Here is a 19,684-nt window from a genome sequence, read left to right as displayed (position 1 = left end):
CCCGTGCGGACCGAGGCAGGCGACACCCCTCTGACACTGTGGTGGCAGGGCGTAGCTGGACGGCTCTGCTCTCCAACGCGCGCCGCGGGCGTGGGCACGCCCTTCGTGCCCGTGCCCCACCACTTTCATCACATGGTCCCCATGGCCATCGCGCCGGCGGCCATGTACCCGACCTGGTACGTCAACTCACCCCAGAGCGGAAGGGACCGATTGCCCGGCGGGCTGTCAGTGGCCGCGCACAGCCTGCCGACACGCCCTCGACTCGCGGTGAGCTCCGCCACGTCATGCTCGGTTCGATCTTCAAGCCCGCGGTTTCCCTGGGACCGACCCGGGGCATCCTCATCACCTGTCACGCCTCACCAATGAAGTCGGCGACACGGAAGAGGAAGACGACGAGACTGGGCACGACGAGGAATGGGAGCGCCACGACCGCGCCCGCAACGTCCGCTCCGGACGGCACTCACACCGGCGCCGACTGCACTCGTACCTGGCGCGGGCAACGGAGCAGTAGCCGAGTACCCGTCCCCCGCCCCGTGGGCCGACGCGCTGCAGAGCCGCTGGTGGCAGTCAAGGCACCAGCCCTCCCCCGAACCCGCCACAGCGAGCCGGAACGCGACCCCCTCACCCCATGGGGGCATCCGTCATCGCCACCCACCAGGTGGCCTTCAACCGGAAGGCCGGCACCACCGCGCTGCTCGTTCCCCACCTCGTCGCCGAGCAACTGCTCGCATGCGCCTCCGCCAAGATGCCGGTCCGGCGCCTGGCCCCCGATGGCAGCGCCCCGCCCGCAGGTGTGCTGCTCGAGCGGTGGGGCCACGCCGGCTCTACCCGCTCCTGACCGGCCCGCGGCCCGGCGGGTGCCGGTTCGGCGAGAGCGAGGCTGCTCCGGTCGAGCGGGCGTACTCGGTGGGAGTCTGACCGTAGTGCCTCTTGAAGGCTCGGGTGAAATGGCTGCCGTCCGCGAACTGCCAGTGCGCGGCGAGTTCCGTAATGCTCAGGCGCCCTGACGGTGCGACAAGGGCGAGCCGGGCCTCATGCAGTCGCCGGTGGCGGATGTAGGTGGTCACCTGCTCACCCACCGCGGCGAACGCCCGGTGCAGCGTACGGACGGAAACGTTGAGTTCACGCGCAAGCATCGCCGGAGAGAGATCGGGATCAGTGAGCCGACGGTCCGCGAGGTCCTTGGCTGCCTGGGCGAGCGCGGGAGCCAACCGGGGTTCCGCGTCGTCGAACCGGCCCTTCGCCACCGCCTTGGTCAGTTCGACCAGGGTGCCTTGGGCAGCCTCCACACCGGCCGGGCCGAGGTCGGCCACGGTTGTGTGAATCATGTCCGTAAGGGCCGTCAGCAAGCGCATCTCGGCCGAGTCCGCCGGCCCGGTAATGACCCGGCTCCCGAGCAGGGGCTTGAGCTCGTCTGGGGGCAGGACAAGGAACTTCGCCGTGAGGTGCGCCGACGTCTCGAAGGCCGTCAGGCGCCCCAGGTGCCGGACGAGGAACTGGCCGGCCGACACGGTCCGATCGCCGTAACCGGGTGGGCCGCCGAGAGTCCATGCGCCGCTCCGTACGACGTACATGGCGACCAGATCCTGATCGCCGCCCGGGACGTCCGCGGTCCGGGTTGCCGACGCGGCGTGAAGATCGGCGATCGCCGCGCCGTGCACCTTGGCCACGTTGCCCTTGACCCGGAAGTCACCGATCGTGTCCGGGCTGAAGGCCGGCAGTCGGAAGACATCGTCGCCGACCTGCGTCTCCCACCCGCGCCGGAAGACGTCGAGTCCCCGCGGTGCGGAGCCCGGGACGGTCGAGTCCACCGCGAACACCCCGCGGTTGCCGTCGACTTCCGCTCCAGTGCCGTGCATCCCGCTCCGATCCCCTCGTATTGCCTGCTTCAACACCGCCCTGCGGTGACCGTGTTCCGCAGGACGCCGCCATGACCCATCTGGACACCGTGCCAATCTTCCTACAGACGGCTCGCATGGCAGCGGTCGAGAGACAGAGCTGATGCTCCTGATGCGGCGCGGTGAGCTGGGCGCCTGAGTACGCGCCGCGATGGCCGGTTGGCCCAGTTCGGCAACGCGAGACGCGCACGGGTTGTGGTGGGGATTGCGTCTCGTGGAGCGATGGAGCGATGGAGCGATCACGAGCGACCGAAAGATCACCGGGATGTCGGCCGGCCTGATCCTGAGATCGGCGCCGGCGCGAAACACCGGCTGTCATTCGTCGACCGGCTCCTGGCCACTACGTTCCGACCACGACGCTGCCGACCTGGCAGCGCTTCATCAGCGAGGACCCTCCCGCGTCCGAACTACCGGGAAGTGCCTGGCGCGCAGCTTGCCGCGTGGGGCGATGGCGCGGTCACCTGCAGCTGGCGCGGCTCGGCAGTCAGCGGGCGATCGAGATCGCGAAGGGGGCGAATCCGCTGGAGCGGATCACGTGCGGTACGAACAGGATGGCGGCCTCCGTGGCGCGGGCGGTCTGGATGCCGCCGAGGTCGGCAATCCATTCCTTGTGCCAGCCGAGGTCGACGAGGAGTTCGCGGACGGTCTGCTTGGCCAGCGGGTCCTCGCCGGAGAGGAAGGCGGTCGGCGTCTGGGTGAGCAGGGCCGGTGCGGTCATCACCGGGAAGAGCATGGTGTTGAGCGTCTTGACGACCCGCGTTTCGGGGAGCGCCTCCTGGAGTTGTTCGGCGAGGCTCGATCCGGGGTAAATGAGGTCGGCGGGCAGTCCGTCCGGTCCGTCGACGGTGGCGTTGGAGACGTCGACGAGGATCTTGTCGTGCAGCTCTTCGCGCAGGGCGGCCAGACGTTCCAGGGAGCCGGCGCCCGGGGTCGCGTTGATGACGATCCGGGCCGTCCGGGCGGCATCGGCGGCGGCGCCCGGCGCGCGGTCCGCCACCGTCACCTCGTGTCCTGCCCGGGTGAGGGCTGCGGCCAGGTTGCCGCCGACGCGGCCGTTTCCGAGAACTGCGATCGTGGTCATGGTGATGTCCTTGCGTGGGTGCGGTTGTGGTGTAGGGGGTCAGCGGGAGAGCGTGGCGACGGCCTGGGTGTGAACGCCCGGAGCGGCGGCCAGGAAGCTGTCGCTCTGCGGGGTCCAGGGGCTGCCCTGGGCGTCGGAGATCTGTCCGCCGGCCTCGGTGACGAGCAGCGCGCCGGGCAGCAGGTCCGCGCGGGCGCCGGCGAACTGCCAGAAGGCGTCGATACGGCCGGCGGCCACGTTCACCAGGTGCAGGGTGGCGGGCACGGAGGTGCGGACGACGAGCGCGTCGAAGAGCATCGCGGTGATCGAGGAGCCGACGCGCCGGACGACCTTCTCGTCCTCGTCCGGCCGGGCCTGGCTGGTGGCCACGATGCCCAGACCGAGGTCCGCGGTCCGGGAGACGCGCAGGGGCCGGCCGTCGAGGTGGGCGCCCGCGCCGGCGAGCGCGGTGTAGGTCTCGCCGGTCAACGGCAGGTGGACCACGGTGAAGACCGGCCGGTTCTCACGCACGAGGGTGGCGGTCACCGCCCACTCCGGCAGGGCGTGCAGGTGATTGACGTTGCCTTCGGCGGGGTCCACCACCCACCATTCGCCCGGCGGCAGCGCCCCGCCGTCCAGTTCGTCCTCCACCCAGCCCGCGTCCGGGCGCAGGGCCGTGAGGCGGGGGCGCAGGATGTCGAGTGCCGTTTCGTCGTTGGCGGCGAGCGCGCCCATCAGCTCTTCGCGGCTCTCGTAGCGGACTACGTCGCCGAAGCGCTCGCGCAGCGCGGCACCGGCGGCGCGCACGGCGATCGCGGTCTGGTCGAGCAGGTCGGCGTCGGAGGCGGTGACGTCGGGGGTCTGAAGCGTTTCGGACATGGTGGTGCTCCTGTCTGAGGAGGGGTGATGAGGCCGGTCGGGGCCGAACTGCGCGTTGCTTCCCGCGCTTTCGTCTCGAAGGTACATAGCCCCACCGTTGACTTCAAATGCATGTGAAGAACGGCAAGGATTACTTGCATGCAATTGGATGTGAATCTGCCCGCCCCGCTCGACGCGCTGTCGGAGGAGGGCAGTACAGCCGCGGCGGACGCGCGCCCGCACGTCACCGGCGCCACGATGAGGCGCAGTCCGGGCCGCATTTCGGCGGACGACGGGGGGATGAAGCGCGTTGTGGGAGTGCCGTGGGCGCGGATGAAGGCTCAGTCGAGCAGTTCGGCAGCCCGTTCGGCGATCGCGTAGACGGTCGCGTTGGTGTTGGCCGAGGGGATGGACGGCATCACCGAGGCATCGGCGACCCGCAGTCCGGCGATCCCGTGTACGCGCAGGTTTGCAGGGTCGACGACGGCATCGGCGTCGGTTCCCATGCGGCAGGTGCCGGTGAAGTGGAAGTAGGGGCCGGTGGCCTTGCGGAGGAACTCCTCGACGGATTCACCGCTCACCCCTGAGCCCGGCACCGCTTCCTGCTTGCGCCAGTCGGCCAACGCGTCGGCCTCCCCGATGCGGCGTGCCACTTCCAGGCCCTTGCGCATGACCTCCAGGTCACGCTCGTCGCTCAGGTAGCCGGGGTCGACGACGGGAGCGCTGGCGGGATGGGCGTCCGCCAGGCGCACGGTGCCGCTGCTGTGCGGAGCCATCGCGGAGAAGGCGATGGAGTAGCCGCCCGCCGGCGGCCGGCCCCATGCCGACGGCAGCGGTGCGGCGACGATGTAGACCTGGAGGTCCGGCCGGGCCGCGGCGGGGTCGCTGTACAGCAGGCCCATCATTTCGGCCGGCGGGTTGGCAGGAACGAACGGTACGGGCCGGCTGGCCTCGTACACCACTGCCGCCATCGGATGGTCCTGCAGATGGGATCCCACTCCCGGCAGGTCGGCGACGACGCCGATGCCGTGTTCGCCGAGGTGTCGTGCCGGGCCGATCCCTGACAGCATCAGGAGGTGCGCGGAACCGATGGCCCCCGCCGCCAAGATGACCTCCGCGCTCTCGACCGACAGGCGGGCGCCACCCACGGTGTACTCGACGCCGGTGCAGCGGCGCGCGGTGATGCGCAGCCGCCGCACGGTCGCGTCCGTGACGACCTCCAGGTTCGGCCGGTCGAGGAACGGACGGATGTAGGCGTCGGCCGCGCTCTGGCGGGCGCCGCCGGGCAGATTCATGTCACTCCACCCGAACCCGGTCTCCAGCCCGCCGCCGATGTCATCGGCGCGCGTGAACTTAGCCTGCACCGCGGCGTCGACGCCCGCCGTGGCCAGGGGATGGGGTTCCGGAACCGGGGCGACCACGACCGGCCCGTCCGTACCCCGCACGGAGGCATCACGACTGCGAGTGCTCTCGCTACGGCGGAAATAGGGCAGCAGATCGTCGAAACCCCAGCCCGGAGCGCCGAGTCCGGCCCATTCGTCGTAGCCGGAGCGGTGCCCCCGCAGGTGGTAGAGGCCGTTGATGCTCGACGATCCGCCGAGCGCCTTGCCGCGCAGCACGTCAGCGGCCCTGCCCGTACCGGCCTGCACGGTCGAGGCGCCCAGCCAGAGGGACGACGGATCGAACCCCAGGAACCCCCAAGGAGACGCCATCGCCTCGGTCGCGTTCCGGTCTCCCGCCTCCAGCAACAACACGCGCACGCCTGGGCGTTCCGAAAGCCGGGAGGCAATCACGCACCCCGCTGTCCCCGCTCCCACAACGACATAGTCATAAGGACTCTGGCCCATCATGTCTCCGCTTCCCACGGCAGCACTGTCCGACCACCGGGTTTCAGGAAAAGAGCTCCTCGACGATCAAAGAGCTGATTGCTTGCACGTACAAAGGGGGCCGAAGAGTGGGGATGGCTCTCTTCAGGTCGGCCCCGTGCCTCGCTCGGCCGCCTCCGAGCTCGGCTCGCAGAAGGCGTGGAACCAGCTGATCAGCAGCGAGCGGGCTCCAGTGGAGCAGGGCTGTCCGGAGACAGGCTGCGCGCGCTGCTGGTGCTGACGGACACCGGGGTGGCACGGTGGCAAATGATCGCCTTGATCCGTCGGGCCTGGGTGCGCCCGGTCCGGCCATTGGCGATCATCCTGCCGGGGATGCCGATGTCGGCGCCGGTACCTGCGATGACGGCCACGCAGCTGGACTTCTCTTGTTTCACGCGTTTCTTGTCCTTGGTGTGTACCCGTCCTTGAACGGCCCGGGTTCCCCTTCTGCCGTCGAATCTTAGGAACACCGGCACGGCACGTACTTGAACCTCCGCGACGCTCGTTCGGAACCTCAGCGCCATGCGAGTGGCGAGACAGCCAGCGCGCCGACCGTCTGCACGGAAGGAGCAGACGCGGAGTCACTGAGCGCCTGGTTCACGGTCGTGCGCCCCAGGTGCGCCCGTGCCGCGAGCTGGGCCTGGTTCACCCCTCGGACGGCCCGCCCCTCCTTTAGCCGGGACCGTAACTCCGCGAGGGCTGCCGCCTGGTCCTGCACTCGGCCGTCACCTACTCCGCAGCTGGGGATGCTGTTTGACGTTGTTCATCTTCGACCAGTCGGCATCACCAGCATTCACGGCCGTCCTGCTCTTGGCCGCAGCCCTCACTGCAGCCGTGGCTTCGCTGACGGAGTGACGGCTCGTGCACCGCGGGTCCTGGACGAAGCCGTTGTGGGGTTCATGCGGGCGGGCTTCTTCCATAGAGGGTCCACCGCTTCGTCCGAGGAAACCAGGACGCCCAGGATGACCGCTCACGGGAAGTCGTCACCAGTGCGAGCATGGCCGGATGCGGCACCAGGCGGCCGAGATCCGGACCATTCCCGGACCGGCCCTCTTCAAAGCGTCCCACCAACTGCCGTTTGCACTGGTCGGCATGGGTGCAACTGCTGTACCAGCAGCAGACGAGGAATCTCATCGTCTCCTACTCGCCGAAGAAGCTCGCTTCTTCCAGGAGCCCGAAGGACGGCGCCTGACCTGGGCTCTTGCCCGTCAGGCGCCGTTGGCGCGACCCGCTCGACGTCCATCGCGATTCAGGGTTCACGGATGCCGTCGCAGGCGATCGGCAGGTGCCGGGGACCGCGGAGCACCGCGTTCTGGCGGTACGGGGGCGGGTCCTCCAGCAGCCGCGGATTCTCCAGCCGCCGGGCCAGTTCGCTCAGCGCCAGCTGGGCCTCCAAGCGGGCCAGGGGGGCGCCGAAGCAGCTGTGGATGCCACTGCCGAGGCCGAGGTGCTGGATGTCCCCGCGGTCGGGGTCGAAGCGGTCCGGGTTCTCGAACCGCTTCGGGTCACGGTTGCCGGACGCCAGGATCAGCGAAACCGTGGCGCCTTTGGGGATGTTCACCCCGCCCACCTCGATGTCGGCGAGCGTGCTGCGCCGGGGCAGCATCTGCACGGGCGGTTCGTACCGCAGCAGTTCCTCGACGATCCGCACGGACAGCCCCGGGGACTCGCGCAGCCGCCGGAGGACGTCCGGGTGGCGCAGGAGGGTCAGCATGCCGTTCGTGATCAGATTGACCGTGGTCTCGTGGCCCGCGATCAGCAGCAGCGCCGCAGTGCTGACGATCTCCAGTGTGCTCATGGACCCGTCCGGCCCCTCGTTGACGGCCGCCAGCTGGGAGAGCATGTCCCCGCTGGGGTTCTTGCGGCGCTCCTCGATCAACCCCGCCAGGTACATGCCGAGTTCGATCTGCGCTTCGGACGCGCCCTTGTGCCGATCGGCGGGGTCGGCGTCCGGATCGGGGTCCAGGCTCGCGGCGATGGTGTCGGCCCAGCCGTGGAAGCGGGACTCGTCCTCGTGCGGCACGCCGAGCAGCCGGCAGATCACCGTCACCGGGAAGGGGTAGGAGAACTGGTCGACCAGGTCGATCCGTTCCGGCGAGTCCGAGCCGGCGATGCCGTCGATGAGGCCGGTGACGATGCCGTCGAGCTCACCGCGCATGTCGTGGACCCTGCGCGGTGAGTGCGGGGGCCCGAAGGGCCGGTTCGTGATGCGGCGCAGGCGGTCGTGGTCCGGCGGATCGAGCTTGAGGAAGACCGGAGGCAGGGCCGATTCGTCTCCTTCGTCCTGCGCCAACGGATCGCTCGACGGCAGTGTCAGGTTGCGGGGGTCGGAGCTGATGCGCGGGTCGTGCAGCAGGCCGATTATCTCTCGGTAAGTGCTCACGACGTAGGGTCCGTCCGCGTCGTGCAACACCGGGGTCCTGCGCAGTTCCTCGTACAGCGGGTACGGATCGGCACGGCTGGCGTAGTCGATGATCTGCCGGAGCATGGCTTTGCCCATGGCGTGTCCTCGTGCGGCTCGCGGGATCGGGACGTGGAAGAGGGCGCGGGCCGGCGCCGTGCAGGGCGCGGACCCCGGGCGTGAGCCGCTTCGGACTCCCGTCGGCTTCCGCCGTTGGCGCACTGCTCGTCGCACGACTCCGGGCCAGGCTCTTCCCAGCATGCACGGAGGCCCCCGCAACCGCCTGCCGGGCGGCAGAGCCGCAGGTCACGCTCCTGCCGCGCGCCTTCGGAAGGGCGCGAGTCCGGCGACGCGGCGGCCGCCCCGGGCGGCGGGGCCGTTCGCTCGATCGGGTGATCCCAACAACCAGGGGCGATCTCGGTCCCCGGTCCAGGAGAACGTTTCCTCGACGGGCGGTCAGCAGGCGGAGAGGGCGTGGTGCGGGGTGGACACGGTTCGGGAGTCGGCCCGCGAGGGACGGGTCGTGGTCTGGGAGGAGTCCGCCCGTGACGGCGCACAGGCAAAGACCCTCATGGCGGCGGGGTTCCGGGTGCGGCTGGCCCGCGAGACGGGGAGGATCTTCGGCGCCGACGGCCCCCGGCACGTCGTGTTCGCCGCCGGTTTCCCGGCGGTGTGCGCCGAGGAGTTCGAGGCCGTGCGGCAGGTCGCGGTGGAGGCCGAGGGCGCGGTGGGCGTGGCCGCGGTGTGCCGTGGAGTGGACCGCGACGTGGAGCAGGCCGTCGCCTCCGTGCGCGGCAGCCGGCACGCACGTGTGATGGTGGTGGTTCCCGCTTCGGACGCGATGGCGCGGGTGATGGTCCACCGCCCTGCCGCCCAGGCCCTCGAAGCCGCTGTCGACCTGGTCAAACGGGCCCGCGACCGGGACGATTCCGTCGCCGTGGACATCTGCCTGGCAGACGCCTCCCGCGCCGACACCGCACTCATGGCCCATCACGCCCAGGCCGTCACCGAAGCCGGTGCCGGGCTGGTCGTCCTGGCCGACACCGTCGGCTCCCAGCTCCCCCGCGCCTGCCACGACATGTTCACCCGGGTCCGGGCGGCTTGCGGCCCGGAGGTGGTGCTCGCGTCCCACCTCCACAACGACCTCGGGCTCGGCCTGGCCAACACCCTTCAGGCGCTGGCGGCCGGTGTGCGGGTGGTCTCCGGCTCCTGGCTCGGCATCGCCGAGCGGTCCGGCATGGTCGCCACCGAGCAGCTGCTCTTCCTCCTCGCCCGGCACGGTGAGGAACTGCTCGGAGCGGACGCGGAACCGTGGTGGACCGCCCCCGATCTGACCCGGCTGCCCGGCATCGCACGCGGGGTGGCGGAAGCGACGGGCGCGCCCCTGGGCGTCACCACCCCGATCGTCGGCACGGGTGTCGGCTCCATCTCCACCGGCACGCCCTTCGTCCATCCCGGGCTGTTCCAGCCCTTCGACCCCCACCAGGTGCTGGGCATCGAACCGCAGGTGGTCCTCACCCAGCTGGCCAGCGCACGCGTCGTCACCGCCGTTGCCGCCCGCCTCGGCCACACCCTCGATCCTGACCGGACCCGCGCCGCCATGGACTGGGCCAAGTCCCGCGCCTACCGCACGGGTCAGTCCCTCACCGACGACGCCTCCTTCGCCACCTACCTGGAGGGCCTCACCCGGACCACCGCCGGGAGCGCTCCGTGAACACCACCGACCCCACCCCGACCCGCACACCGGTCACCCTGGCCCAGGCCCGCCGCGCCCTCCGACGTGGCACGGCGGTGGTGCTCCCCAACCCCGCGCCCCTCACCCACGTCGTCGCCGCGACCACCGCGACCGCCGTGAACCGGGCCAAACACCGGCCCGCCGACCAGCCCGTCGCCCTGTGGGCCCACCACCACGACACCCTCGGCACCCTCACCGGCCTGTGGGACCTCTCCCCCCAGACCTGCACGACGGCACTCCACCTGCTGGCCGAGGAACACCTCACCGTCCTCCTGCCGGTGCGCACCCACGCCACGCTCCCCTCCTGGCTGGGGCCGGCGGTGAAGGACGGATGGATGCTGCTGTTCGGCGCCCGCTGGCAGCCCCTGCACCCCCTGCTGGACGGCCATCCGGTGCTGTACGTCAGCAGCGCCAACCTCACCGGCCGCCCACCCGCCGCGGACACCGGCGATGCCCTGGCCATGTTCCCGCCCACCGTGCCCGTCCTGCACCTGACCGACCCCGGACACCCTCGCCCGCAGGTCCGCCGGGCAACCACCACCGTCCGCGTGACCCCTGACGGTCAGCTCCTCCTCCACCGCCACGGTGCCCAGGACCACGCCCACGGCCGGGCGGACGACTACCTGCGCCACCTGCACACTCGCTACACCGCCTTGATCTGACGCGTCCGAAGCCCGCCGCTCCGGTTCCGTGTCCGGCGCTGCCGTGTCGTCATGGGCCTTCGGCCGGCCGGTCCTCGGGCTCCGTACCGTGGCCGTCCGCCGCGAGGCGCTCTCGTATCCGTTCCGCCATCGGGTTTCCGAGCGCCTCGAGGAGGGCGAGCGCCTCGGCCAGGGGCTCCCGGGCGGCAGCCGGACGGCCGACGGCCGTGAACTCTTCGGCGAGCCGGTCGAGCGAGCGGGCCAGTCCGAGCAGGTCGCCGACGCGCCGCCGTACGTCGACGGCCTGCTCGTACCAGCCGATCGCCTCGCCGTGCCGCCCGGCCGTCCGGCAGACGTCGCCCAGTCCGTGCAGGGACTTGGCCTCGGTCGGCAGATCGGCCGTAGCCCGCGCGCCGGCCAGGGCCCGCTCGTACTCCTCGTACGCTTCGGCGGTCCGGCCCAGGGCACGGTTCAACGCCCCCATCTCGGTCCGCGTGATCGACTCCCCGCGCCGGTCGCCGTTGCTCCGGTGGATCGCCAGCGCCTCCCGCTGGCGCTCCAGCGCTTCCGCGTTGCGTCCCATGAGGCGCAGCGTCCAGGCGATGTTGTAGATGCTGTTCGCCTGCCAATGGCTGTCCCCGATGGCCTGGCTGATCGTCAACGCCTCGGTGAAGTGACCCATGGCGTCCTCGTGGAGGCCCATGTCCGACTCCGCCCCGGCCACACAGATGAGGCTCCAGGTCTCGGCCCACCGGTCCTGCAGCCGGCGGGCGGCCCGCACCGCGGTGTCCGACAGGGTGCGCCGGTGGGTGTCGTGCCGGCGCAGGCGCAGGAAGTACACCAGCGCCACCGGCAGCTTCCAGGCCACGTCGTCCAGACCGAGCTCCACCGCCTGGTCCACCGCGGGGACCAGGCTCGGCAGTTCGGAGTCGCACCACGCGAGGGCCGCCTCGGGCCCCGGGAAGGGTGCGGCTTCGCCCTCCGCCCGGTGTTCGAGGGGTACGTGCCGGCGCTGGGGAACCAGGACCCGGTCGGCGGCGTCCGCCATCCGCAGGAAGTACGACAACTCACGGCGTGACGCCTGGGCCCGCGCCTCAGGTGTCTCCTCCGCCGCGACCCGCTCGCGGGCGTAGTCCCGCAGCAGGTCGTGGTAGGCGTACCGTCCCGGTCCCGCCATCTCCAGCATGTTGACCGCCACGAGCCCGCGCAGGACCCGCACGGTCTCCGGCTCGGGCAGGCCGATGAGCGCGGCGGCCGTCGGAACGGAGAAGTCCGGCCCGGCGTGCAGCGCGAGCAGCCGGAACGCCCTGGCGCCGGCGGGGGCAAGTTGCTGATAGGACCACGAGAACACCGTGCGCACTCCACTCTGCTCGTCCGATGTCGACAGCGATTCCAGCCGGTCGCCGTCAGCGTCCAGCGCCTCGATCAGTTCGCCCAGGCTGGTGCCGGAGCCCGCTTGCTGGGCGGCGATCCGGACCGTGAGCGGGAGGCGGCCACAGCGCCGCACCAGCCGGGTCATGCCCTCCCTGTCTTCGTCGCCCGACAGCCGGCGGAACAGTTCCACCGCGTGGGGCGTGTCCAGCGGTCTGAGCGGAACGGGCGCCGCGCCGTCCACGGCGGTCAGGCTGCCGAGCCGGCTCCTGCTCGTGACGATCGTGAAGCAACCGGGCGCGGACGGAAGGAGCGGTCTGACCTGGTCCGCACTGCCCGCGTTGTCCGCGACCAGCAGCACCTGCTTCCCGTCGAGCAGGGAGCGGAACAGCGCGGACATCGTGTCGAGGGAACCCGGCACCTGATCCGCCGGTGTGCCCAGGGCCGAGAGGAACCCGTGCAGGACCTCCTCGGGCTCCACGGGCGCGAGCCGGTCGTAGCCCCTGAGGTTCGTGTAGAGCTGGCCGTCCGGGTACCGGTCCCTCTCCCGGTGTCCCCAGTGGACGGCGAGGGCGCTCTTGCCCACCCCCGCCGGCCCGGAGATCATGGCGACCCCGTTCGCCGTCGTGGCGACCGCGCTCAGGCCGGCCAGGCCCTCCGACCGGTCGATGAAACAGGTTGCGGCTCGGGGCAGTTGCCTCGGCACCGACGGGAACGGCGCGGGGTGGACGCCCCCGCCGCCGTGCACGCCGCCGTAGACGACCCCGGCCTGCACGACGTGGGTGGCGCGGCCTTCGTACTGGTTGTTCCCCCTGGCTGCGTTCACGCGGACGATCCCGCCCTTCGTGCCGTGGACGCGCGGCGGGGTACCGCCGGTGTCCGGACCGGGTCTGCGAGCAGGCGGTCGATCGCGGTCCGCAGACCGGCGATGAACCGCGCCCCGGCCGGGGCCGCTCCGGCCTCGGCGGCGAGCGCGTCCACGACGGCGTCGGCCCACGTCAGACGGCGGTGGAGGGCCGCCGCGGCCTGCGCCTGACGCAATCCGTCCCGGGTGCGGGACCTCTCGCCCGGGGTCGCGCGGCCCGACGTCTCACGCGGGGACGGGCCGATGGCGCGGGCACGCAGGAGTTCCGCCAGGGCGACCTGGGCGTACACATCGTGGAGCGCCCGGTCCGCCGGTACGGGGGCGGTCCGCCACGGCACGGGGAGCCGGGCGGGCCGGGCGGCGTCGAAGAAGACGTACGCCTCCATCAACGCGTCGAGTTTGGTCCGCTGGAACTCCCGGAGCAGCGCGGCGGCCACGTCGGCCGGTTCCGCGGGCAGCGCGAGGCCGACGGCGCCGAACGGCGCCTGCCGCAGGACGCCGGGTGAGTGCCCGTCCCCCGGTACCGGCCGCAGCGGGACCACCGCCCGCAGGGTCGCCCGCAGCGGCGCGGCATATCCCGGCAGCAGCCGGGTCAGCTCGCGCCCGGCGCGGCTGAGCGCGACCTGCCAGGCCGTCCACTGGCGCGGGGAGAGCCGGCCGAGGGCAACGGGGTGGCGTCGGCCGACGTCGGCGACGGGGCCGGCCCGGTACGGGTCGAGGTCGTCCAGGGCCACGGGCAGCCAGGGTGTGCTCAGCTGCCTGATGCCGATCCAGCGGTGGGGCGCTCGGCCCGGCCCCCCGACGGTCACCTCGGCGGTGGCTCCCGCGTGTTCCACCGCCACCGCGCCCAGGCCCGGCAGGTGGGCGAGCCCGTCCCGTACGGGGAGGGGAAGCCGCACCGTGGCGCCGGTGCGCCAGGCGGCGGCTGCCGCGATGCAGGCGATGTGCGCCCGGTCATGCGGTCCGTCCCCGTCCTGCCGCTGCGATCCGTGCCCGGCGCCGCCGGCTGCGGCCCCGCGGCGTGCGTGCTCCCTCGCCCACGTCCGGACGAACGGGTGGCCGAGGACTTCCGCGGTTTCGGCCGGATGGCTGCTGTCCAGCTCGATGAGGAGTTGTCGCCCGTGGGCGGCTGCCACCGCCAGGCCGCGGGGGCCGTCGTCCTGCGCGTCCGTCCCCGCGACGAGGGCCCTCGTCAGCGAAAGCTGCATCTCCGCGAGGGCTTGGGTGCCCTGGACCGTCCCCGCTCCGGCGGCGAAGGCGTCGAAGGCGCCTTCCGGCAGCCGATGGACGGGAGGCAGGGCGGGACCGGTGTCGCACGGGGCCGCGATTCCCCCCGTCCGGGCTGCCGGGATCTGCGACGCCAGCTGCTTCAGATCGGCGCAGTACACGGAGGGGTTGTCGAATCCGTTGCCGGGCTTGAAGCGGTGGGCGTAGAGGCCGCCCCCGCAGACGCGGACGACGGGGCAGGCGAGACAGGTGGCGCACAGGTCCGCGTATCCCTCGTTGCGGGCGGCGACCCCGGGATGGCCGGCGAAGTGGTCCACGCTGTGCGTGAAGACGGTCATGCCGGTCGCCGGGGCGCCGTCGTAGGCCGTCTTCAGGGAGTCCGCCTGCTCCCATGATCCGTCGGTGTCCACGACCGCGAGGGCCACGGGCCCCAGCCCCACGGCCTCGCTGCCGCTCGCACCGCCCCAGGCCGCCGTCGCGAGGGCGTCGAACAGGCGGACCGGAACCGGCCGGCCGTCGGCGATCCAGCGTGTGTGGATGCGGCCCAGCCAGGCGGCGTAGGGCGCGGTCGTCCCGCTCGGCCGGGGCGGCGGATGTGCCCAGGTGGCGTGCGGCAACAGGAAGTCGAGGCGGGGCGGAACCTGTTCCAGCAGGGCCTCGTACACGGCGATCGGGTCGTTCTCGACGTCCACGGTGCACAGGATGCCGCCGTACAGGTGGCGGAACTCCCTGCGGCGCAGCAGGGCCAGGCCGCGCAGCACCGCGGGATGGCTGCTGCGGCCGTTCGCGTACCGGCGGTGCCGGTCGTTCGCGGCCCGGTCGCCGTCGAGGGAGACGCCCACCTGCACGCCGGATGCAGCGAACAATTCGAGGAACGACGCGTCGAGCGTGACTCCGTTGGTCTGGACGTGCAGGCCGAGCTGGACGACCTCGTCGAGGACGGTGCGGAGCGTGCGGATCAGCTCGCGCAAGCGCGCGACGCCGAGAAGGAGCGGTTCACCTCCGTGCAGGGTGATGCGCACCGTGGGTATCCCATGGCGTTCCACGTGTTCCGCGATGCGCTTCGCGACCTGTTCCGCGACGGCCGGAGTCATGGTCCGGGGTTTCGTCCGCCAGCTCTGGTCCGGGTGCTCGTACACGTAGCAGTGGTCGCAGGAGAGGTCGCAGGCGCCGTGGACCTTCAGGACGTACTGGTCGATGGAGGGAGGCACTCGTCCCCGCCGATTTCGGAGTTGAAAGACGCCATCCGCGCGGGAAGCTGCGGGGCGACGACGCGGGTGCGGAGTTCCGTGATCGTGCCGGTGCGATCCGTGCAGAGGATCGTCAGCGAGACGTTCCTGAGATCGGGAAACGGACGCGCGAGAGGTTCGGTTTCGCTCATGGTCACCTTTTCCACTGCGGCTGGAGATGATGGCCGTGCGGGAGGGCTCGGAATGCGAAGGAATGGCGCAGTGACGGGGGAGCTGCTCGCCGGTGCGTGAGCAGCCGGGGAAGCGAGCGAGTCGTCCCCGGCCTTCTCAGGCTAGCAGCGGGGCGCCCTGCTGTCCCTCGTCTCTCGCATCCCTTCCCCGCAGTGCTCCCGTACACTCGGCCTCGTGCGCGAGCGAAGTGATCGTGTGTCACAGGTGGTACTGCGCCCGGTTGTTGCGGCCGACGAGCCGAGATTCCTGGAACTGACCTGTGCCGGAGTGGACTTCCACCGGCCGTGGGTCGAACTGCCGCGCACCCCGAAGGCTTTCGCGTCCTATCTGGCCCGGTCCGATCAGGTGACGGCCGCTTGCATGGTGCTGGCCCACAGGACCGGGGGCGACCTCGTGGGAACGATCAACATCAACGGCATCGTGCGCGGCCCCTACCAACGGGGAATTCTCGGCTATGCCGTGTTCCTCCCCCATGCCGGCCGCGGATACATGTCGGCCGGCGTGGCGCTGGCCGTGCACCATGCCTTCGACGTCTTGAAGCTGAACCGGCTCGAAGCCGATGTCCAGCCGGACAACACGGCCTCACTCGAACTGGTCCGGCGGCTCGGTTTCCGGAGGGAAGGCCTCTCACCGGGTTTCATCAGCATCGCCGGTGTGTGGCGTGACCACGAGCGCTGGGCCATCACCGCGGACATGCCCCTGCCGCCCGTACACGGGGAGTAGGGCCCGGGGCGAGCGCGGGGCGGCGGGCCCAGGACCTCGGTGCGCGTGGTCACTCCATCGTCAGGCCGCCATGGATCTCGCGCGTCTGCACGACGTTCTTCGCCTGCCCGTGAAAGGAGTTGGCGACGCCGCCGGACGCCGCCTGGTTCCAGAGCGTCTCGCACTCCTGGCGGAACGACGGGTCACGCGTGAACTCCTGATCCAGCGCGGTCGCGATCTCCGCCTCCGCGTGCGGTACGACCGCGTGGCCTGCGAGGCGCTCCCGGACACGCCGCCACAGCGTGGGCAGGGCCGCCCCGGTGGACTCGCCCACCCCCGTTGCGACCCCGGCCGCGAGGGCCCCGGCTATGGCAAGGGACAAGGGATCCATCGACGACCTCCACTCGGCGGGCCTGCTCCGTCCATGATGGAGGCACGGCCGCGGCCGCACCATAGGCCCGGAACGCGGGGGCGGTGGCTGCCGTCCGGCCGAGTGCGCCGCACGGGTGGGCGGTCAGTTCTCCAGGGTGCGCAGGCCGTTGACGAGGAGGCGCAGGCCGAATTCGAAGTGGGCGTCGAAGTCGCCGCCGGCGATCACGGGCGCCGCCGCGGCCAGGTGGGGGAACGCGGATTCGGTGACCGCCAGGCGCAGGCGTTCGGGGTCGGCCGGAGCCTCGCCGCCGAGGGCGGCCTGCTCTTCGAGGGTGTGGCCGAGCGTGAAGCTCACGACGGCCAGCATCGCCCGCGCCGCGTCACTCTCGCCGAAGCCCGCCTCCCGCAGTGCGCCGATCAGGGCCTCGGCGACGCCGAGGGTGTTCGCGCCCGTCGAGTGGGTGCCGGCGAAGACGCGGGCACCGTCGCGGTGGCGGAGCAGCGCCGCGCGCAGGGCCCGGGCCAGGCCGCTCAGTTCTTCGGCCCAGCCTCCCTGGTCCGCTCCCCCGGGCGTCCTCGTTTCGCGGTCCGCCAGCATGCGTTCGGCCATGGCCGTCAGCAGGTCCTGCTTGGTCGCGAAGTACCGGTACAGGGCCCCCGCCTGCACCCCCATGGCCTCGGCCAGCCGGCGCATGGTCAGCGCGTCCAGGCCGGCCTCGTTCAGCAGGTCGAGTGCGGTGGCGACGGTGCGGTCGGGGTCCAGCTTCGGGGGGCGCCCCCGGGCCGTCGTCCGTGTCGGCGGCCCGGCGGGGCTTGACGGGGAACTCATGGCCCACATTATAGTGAACGCCGTTCACGTGAACGCTGTTCACTAAATGGAGGAGGTGAGGCCGGTGAACCCGGACGTGATCGTCGTGGGAGCCGGGCCGACCGGGCTGATGCTCGCCGGTGAGCTGGCCCTGGCCGGCGTACGGACCCGGATCGTGGAGCGCCGCCGCGAGCCGCGGCACCAGTCGCGCGCGCTGACCCTGCACCCCCGCAGCGTGGAGGTGCTCGACCAGCGGGGCGTCGCCGGCCGTTTCGTCGCCGCGGGCCGGACCGTGCCCGGCTGGCACTTCGCCGCCCTGGACACGCGGCTCGACTTCTCCGCCCTGGACTCCCGGCACGGCTACACGCTGTTCCTCGCGCAGGCCCGGACCGAGGCGCTGCTGGAAGAGCGGGCCCGAGAGCTGGGCGTGGAGATCCTGCGCGGCCACGAAACCGCCGAGGTGCGCCAGGGCCCCGACGCCGTCGAGGTGGACGTCCACACCGCGGGCGGCCGCCGGACCATGCGGTCCCGGTACGTGGTGGGGTGCGACGGCGGGCGCAGTGCGGTGCGCACGGCGGCCGGTATCGGCTTCCCGGGGTCCGGTGAGACGGTGACCGGGATGCTCGGGGACTTCGGTGTGGCCACCGCCGACCCCGGCACGCTGGAGCGGGCTCGGGCGCGCGGCGTCCTGGCCGTCGGCCTGGAGGGCGGGCTGACGCGCTTCGTGCTGCTCTCCCCGGCGCGGATGAGGGTGCCGTCGTCGGAGCCGGTCTCGGTCGAGGAGTTCCGCAGCGCGCTCCAGGACGCCTGTGGCAGCGACTGCGGCATCGGCGAGCCCCGGTGGCTGTCGCGGTTCGGCAACGCCACCCGGCTCGCGGAGGCGTACCGCGCCGGGCGGGTTCTGCTGGCGGGCGATGCGGCGCACATCCACTTCCCCGCGGCCGGCCAGGGGCTCAACACCGGCCTCCAGGACGCGATGAACCTCGGCTGGAAGCTGGCCGCCGAGATCAACGGCTGGGCGCCGCCGGGGCTGCTGGACACGTACCACGCGGAGCGACACCCGGTGGGGCGGTCGGTCACCGAGAACACCGAGGTCCAGACCCTGCTGGCGGAACTCGCCCTCGTGGAGCGGTACGAACGCCCCGCCCGGGCCCTGCGCAAGCTGATCGACGACCTCCTGGGCCTGGAGCAGGTCAACCGCCGCCTCGCCGGCGCCGTATCGGCGATCGACACCGCCTACCCCTCGGAGGGCGACCCGCTCACCGGCCGGCGCATGCCCGATGTCGCGCTGGTCGCCGGTGGTTCCGGTGCCACCGGGGCGGGCAGGGTCTACGAACTCCTCCACGAGGGGCGCTTCGTCCTGCTCGGCCTCGACGGCTCCGCGGCGGCGCCCGAGGCCGGGGGGTGGGCGGCCCGGGTCACCTCGGTGGGCGTCGCGCGGCACGACGCCCACCCCGCGCTCGACGGGGTCGCGGAGGTCCTGGTCCGGCCCGACGGTCACGTCGCCTGGGCGACCCGGACCGCCGACGGACGAGCCCGCCGGGCGGAGCGCATCCGGGCCCTGACCGGCTGGGCGGGCAGTCCGTCGGGAAGGGGACGGTGACGGACGGCCACGCCGGGCCGGCGGCCTTCCGTCAGGGTTCGAAGCGGTATCCCATGCCCGGTTCGGTGATCAGGTACCGGGGGTGGGAGGGGTCGGCTTCCAGTTTGCGGCGCAACTGGGCCATGTAGACCCGGAGGTAGTTGGTGTGTTCCGCGTACGTGGGCCCCCAGACCTCCAGCAGCAGTGTGCGCTGCGGGACGAGGTGGCCGGGGCGGGCGATCAGCAGCTCCAGGAGGTGCCACTCGGTGGGGGTGAGGCGGACGGTGCGGTCTCCCCGGACGACCTTCCTGGCAGCCAGGTCCACGGAGAAGTCGTCCGTGGTGATGCCCGTGGTCCCGGTGCGGGAAGCGGGGTCCTCCTGCCGTCGGGTCGCGGCGCGCAGGCGGGCCAGCAGCTCGTCCATGCTGAACGGTTTCGTCACGTAGTCGTCCGCGCCGGCGTCCAACGCACGGACCTTCTCCTCGGACGTGTGGCGCGCGGACAGGACCAGGATGGGCACCCGGCTCCAGCCCCGGACCCCTCTGATCACCTCGACGCCGTCCATGTCCGGCAGGCCGAGGTCCAGGAGGATGACGTCCGGTTTGCGGCAGGCGGCGAGCCGCAGGGCGGTGTGGCCCTCTCCGGCCTCGTCCACCTCGAACTTCCGCGCCTGAAGGTTGATCTTCAAGGCACGTACGAGCTGGCGGTCGTCCTCCACCACGAGCACCCGGGTCATGGGGTGTACAGCCTTTCTCCGATGCGGGCGGACGGGGAACCGATGGACGCCCCCCATGGTGGCCCCCCCCGGACACCCCCACCGGGGCCACCACCACAACCGCTTGGTGGGCACCCCGCGGGCGGGGTGTTGAGCCCAAAAG

The 19,684-nt window shown here is 71.8% G+C and carries 17 protein-coding genes; 5 read left to right on the top strand and 12 right to left on the bottom strand.

Going from position 1 to position 19,684, the window contains the following annotated elements; translation table 11 throughout:
• The first annotated feature begins 628 nt into the window (after positions 1-628).
• Positions 629-838 carry a hypothetical protein gene (locus ACFXA3_RS05205; protein WP_385182165.1) on the top strand — a complete coding sequence of 70 codons (210 nt, stop codon included), beginning with the start codon at positions 629-631 and terminating at the stop codon, positions 836-838.
• Here the strand turns inward: ACFXA3_RS05205 and ACFXA3_RS05200 are convergent.
• From ACFXA3_RS05200 to ACFXA3_RS05175, 6 genes are all read right to left on the bottom strand, one after another.
• Complete coding sequence (locus ACFXA3_RS05200) at positions 825-1,859, bottom strand: helix-turn-helix domain-containing protein (protein ID WP_385182162.1); 1,035 nt, start codon at positions 1,857-1,859, stop codon at positions 825-827. The genes ACFXA3_RS05205 and ACFXA3_RS05200 overlap by 14 nt on opposite strands.
• 523 nt (positions 1,860-2,382) lie before the next feature.
• On the bottom strand, positions 2,383-2,979 hold the full coding sequence (locus tag ACFXA3_RS05195; protein ID WP_385182161.1) for an NADPH-dependent F420 reductase: 597 nt from the start codon (positions 2,977-2,979) through the stop codon (positions 2,383-2,385).
• 39 nt (positions 2,980-3,018) lie between these two features.
• On the bottom strand, positions 3,019-3,837 hold the full coding sequence (locus tag ACFXA3_RS05190; RefSeq protein WP_385182159.1) for an inositol monophosphatase family protein: 819 nt from the start codon (positions 3,835-3,837) through the stop codon (positions 3,019-3,021).
• A gap of 320 nt (positions 3,838-4,157) precedes the next feature.
• On the bottom strand, positions 4,158-5,663 hold the full coding sequence (locus ACFXA3_RS05185; protein WP_385182184.1) for a GMC family oxidoreductase: 1,506 nt from the start codon (positions 5,661-5,663) through the stop codon (positions 4,158-4,160).
• A gap of 191 nt (positions 5,664-5,854) precedes the next feature.
• Complete coding sequence (locus ACFXA3_RS05180) at positions 5,855-6,076, bottom strand: hypothetical protein (RefSeq protein WP_385182157.1); 222 nt, start codon at positions 6,074-6,076, stop codon at positions 5,855-5,857.
• Positions 6,077-6,930: 854 nt separating this feature from the next.
• Entirely contained in the window at positions 6,931-8,181 is a 1,251-nt protein-coding gene (locus ACFXA3_RS05175; protein WP_385182154.1) for a cytochrome P450, read from the bottom strand.
• Between the two features lie 385 nt (positions 8,182-8,566).
• Between ACFXA3_RS05175 and ACFXA3_RS05170 the strand changes: the two genes are divergently transcribed.
• Positions 8,567-9,796 carry a 2-isopropylmalate synthase gene (locus ACFXA3_RS05170; RefSeq protein WP_385182151.1) on the top strand — a complete coding sequence of 410 codons (1,230 nt, stop codon included), beginning with the start codon at positions 8,567-8,569 and terminating at the stop codon, positions 9,794-9,796.
• Positions 9,793-10,479: a Sua5/YciO/YrdC/YwlC family protein gene (locus ACFXA3_RS05165; protein ID WP_385182149.1), complete on the top strand. Its 687-nt coding sequence runs from the start codon at positions 9,793-9,795 to the stop codon at positions 10,477-10,479. Before ACFXA3_RS05170 ends, ACFXA3_RS05165 begins: the two co-directional genes overlap by 4 nt.
• A 49-nt stretch (positions 10,480-10,528) precedes the next feature.
• Here the strand turns inward: ACFXA3_RS05165 and ACFXA3_RS05160 are convergent, their stop codons facing one another.
• The 3 genes from ACFXA3_RS05160 to ACFXA3_RS05150 are packed head-to-tail and all read right to left on the bottom strand — an operon-like array spanning position 10,529 to position 15,302.
• Complete coding sequence (locus ACFXA3_RS05160) at positions 10,529-12,655, bottom strand: ATP-binding protein (protein WP_385182146.1); 2,127 nt, start codon at positions 12,653-12,655, stop codon at positions 10,529-10,531.
• Complete coding sequence (locus ACFXA3_RS05155; RefSeq protein ID WP_385182143.1) at positions 12,652-15,132, bottom strand: FxsB family cyclophane-forming radical SAM/SPASM peptide maturase; 2,481 nt, start codon at positions 15,130-15,132, stop codon at positions 12,652-12,654. Before ACFXA3_RS05155 ends, ACFXA3_RS05160 begins: the two co-directional genes overlap by 4 nt.
• Positions 15,102-15,302 (bottom strand): hypothetical protein, encoded by a 201-nt coding sequence (locus ACFXA3_RS05150; RefSeq protein ID WP_385182140.1) that lies wholly within the window; start codon positions 15,300-15,302, stop codon positions 15,102-15,104. Before ACFXA3_RS05150 ends, ACFXA3_RS05155 begins: the two co-directional genes overlap by 31 nt.
• 214 nt (positions 15,303-15,516) lie before the next feature.
• On the opposite strand from ACFXA3_RS05150, the gene ACFXA3_RS05145 reads away from it, so the two are divergent.
• On the top strand, positions 15,517-16,065 hold the full coding sequence (locus ACFXA3_RS05145) for a GNAT family N-acetyltransferase (protein WP_385182137.1): 549 nt from the start codon (positions 15,517-15,519) through the stop codon (positions 16,063-16,065).
• 49 nt (positions 16,066-16,114) lie between these two features.
• On the opposite strand, the gene ACFXA3_RS05140 is transcribed toward ACFXA3_RS05145, so the two are convergent.
• Positions 16,115-16,435, bottom strand: a complete 321-nt coding sequence (locus tag ACFXA3_RS05140) for a hypothetical protein (protein ID WP_385182135.1) — start codon at positions 16,433-16,435, stop codon at positions 16,115-16,117.
• Positions 16,436-16,558: 123 nt separating this feature from the next.
• On the bottom strand, positions 16,559-17,245 hold the full coding sequence (locus tag ACFXA3_RS05135; RefSeq protein ID WP_385182132.1) for a TetR/AcrR family transcriptional regulator C-terminal domain-containing protein: 687 nt from the start codon (positions 17,243-17,245) through the stop codon (positions 16,559-16,561).
• Positions 17,246-17,309: 64 nt separating this feature from the next.
• On the opposite strand from ACFXA3_RS05135, the gene ACFXA3_RS05130 reads away from it, so the two are divergent.
• The gene (locus ACFXA3_RS05130) at positions 17,310-18,827 is read left to right on the top strand and encodes a monooxygenase (protein WP_385182129.1); all 1,518 of its coding nucleotides are present in this window, start codon (positions 17,310-17,312) and stop codon (positions 18,825-18,827) included.
• Between the two features lie 31 nt (positions 18,828-18,858).
• Here the strand turns inward: ACFXA3_RS05130 and ACFXA3_RS05125 are convergent, their stop codons facing one another.
• Positions 18,859-19,542, bottom strand: a complete 684-nt coding sequence (locus tag ACFXA3_RS05125) for a response regulator (RefSeq protein ID WP_385182126.1) — start codon at positions 19,540-19,542, stop codon at positions 18,859-18,861.
• Positions 19,543-19,684 lie beyond the last annotated feature (142 nt).

Source organism: Streptomyces sp. NPDC059456 (assembly GCF_042750055.1).
In the GTDB taxonomy this organism is placed as follows: domain Bacteria; phylum Actinomycetota; class Actinomycetes; order Streptomycetales; family Streptomycetaceae; genus Streptomyces.
This window is presented reverse-complemented; position numbering and strand designations above follow the sequence as displayed.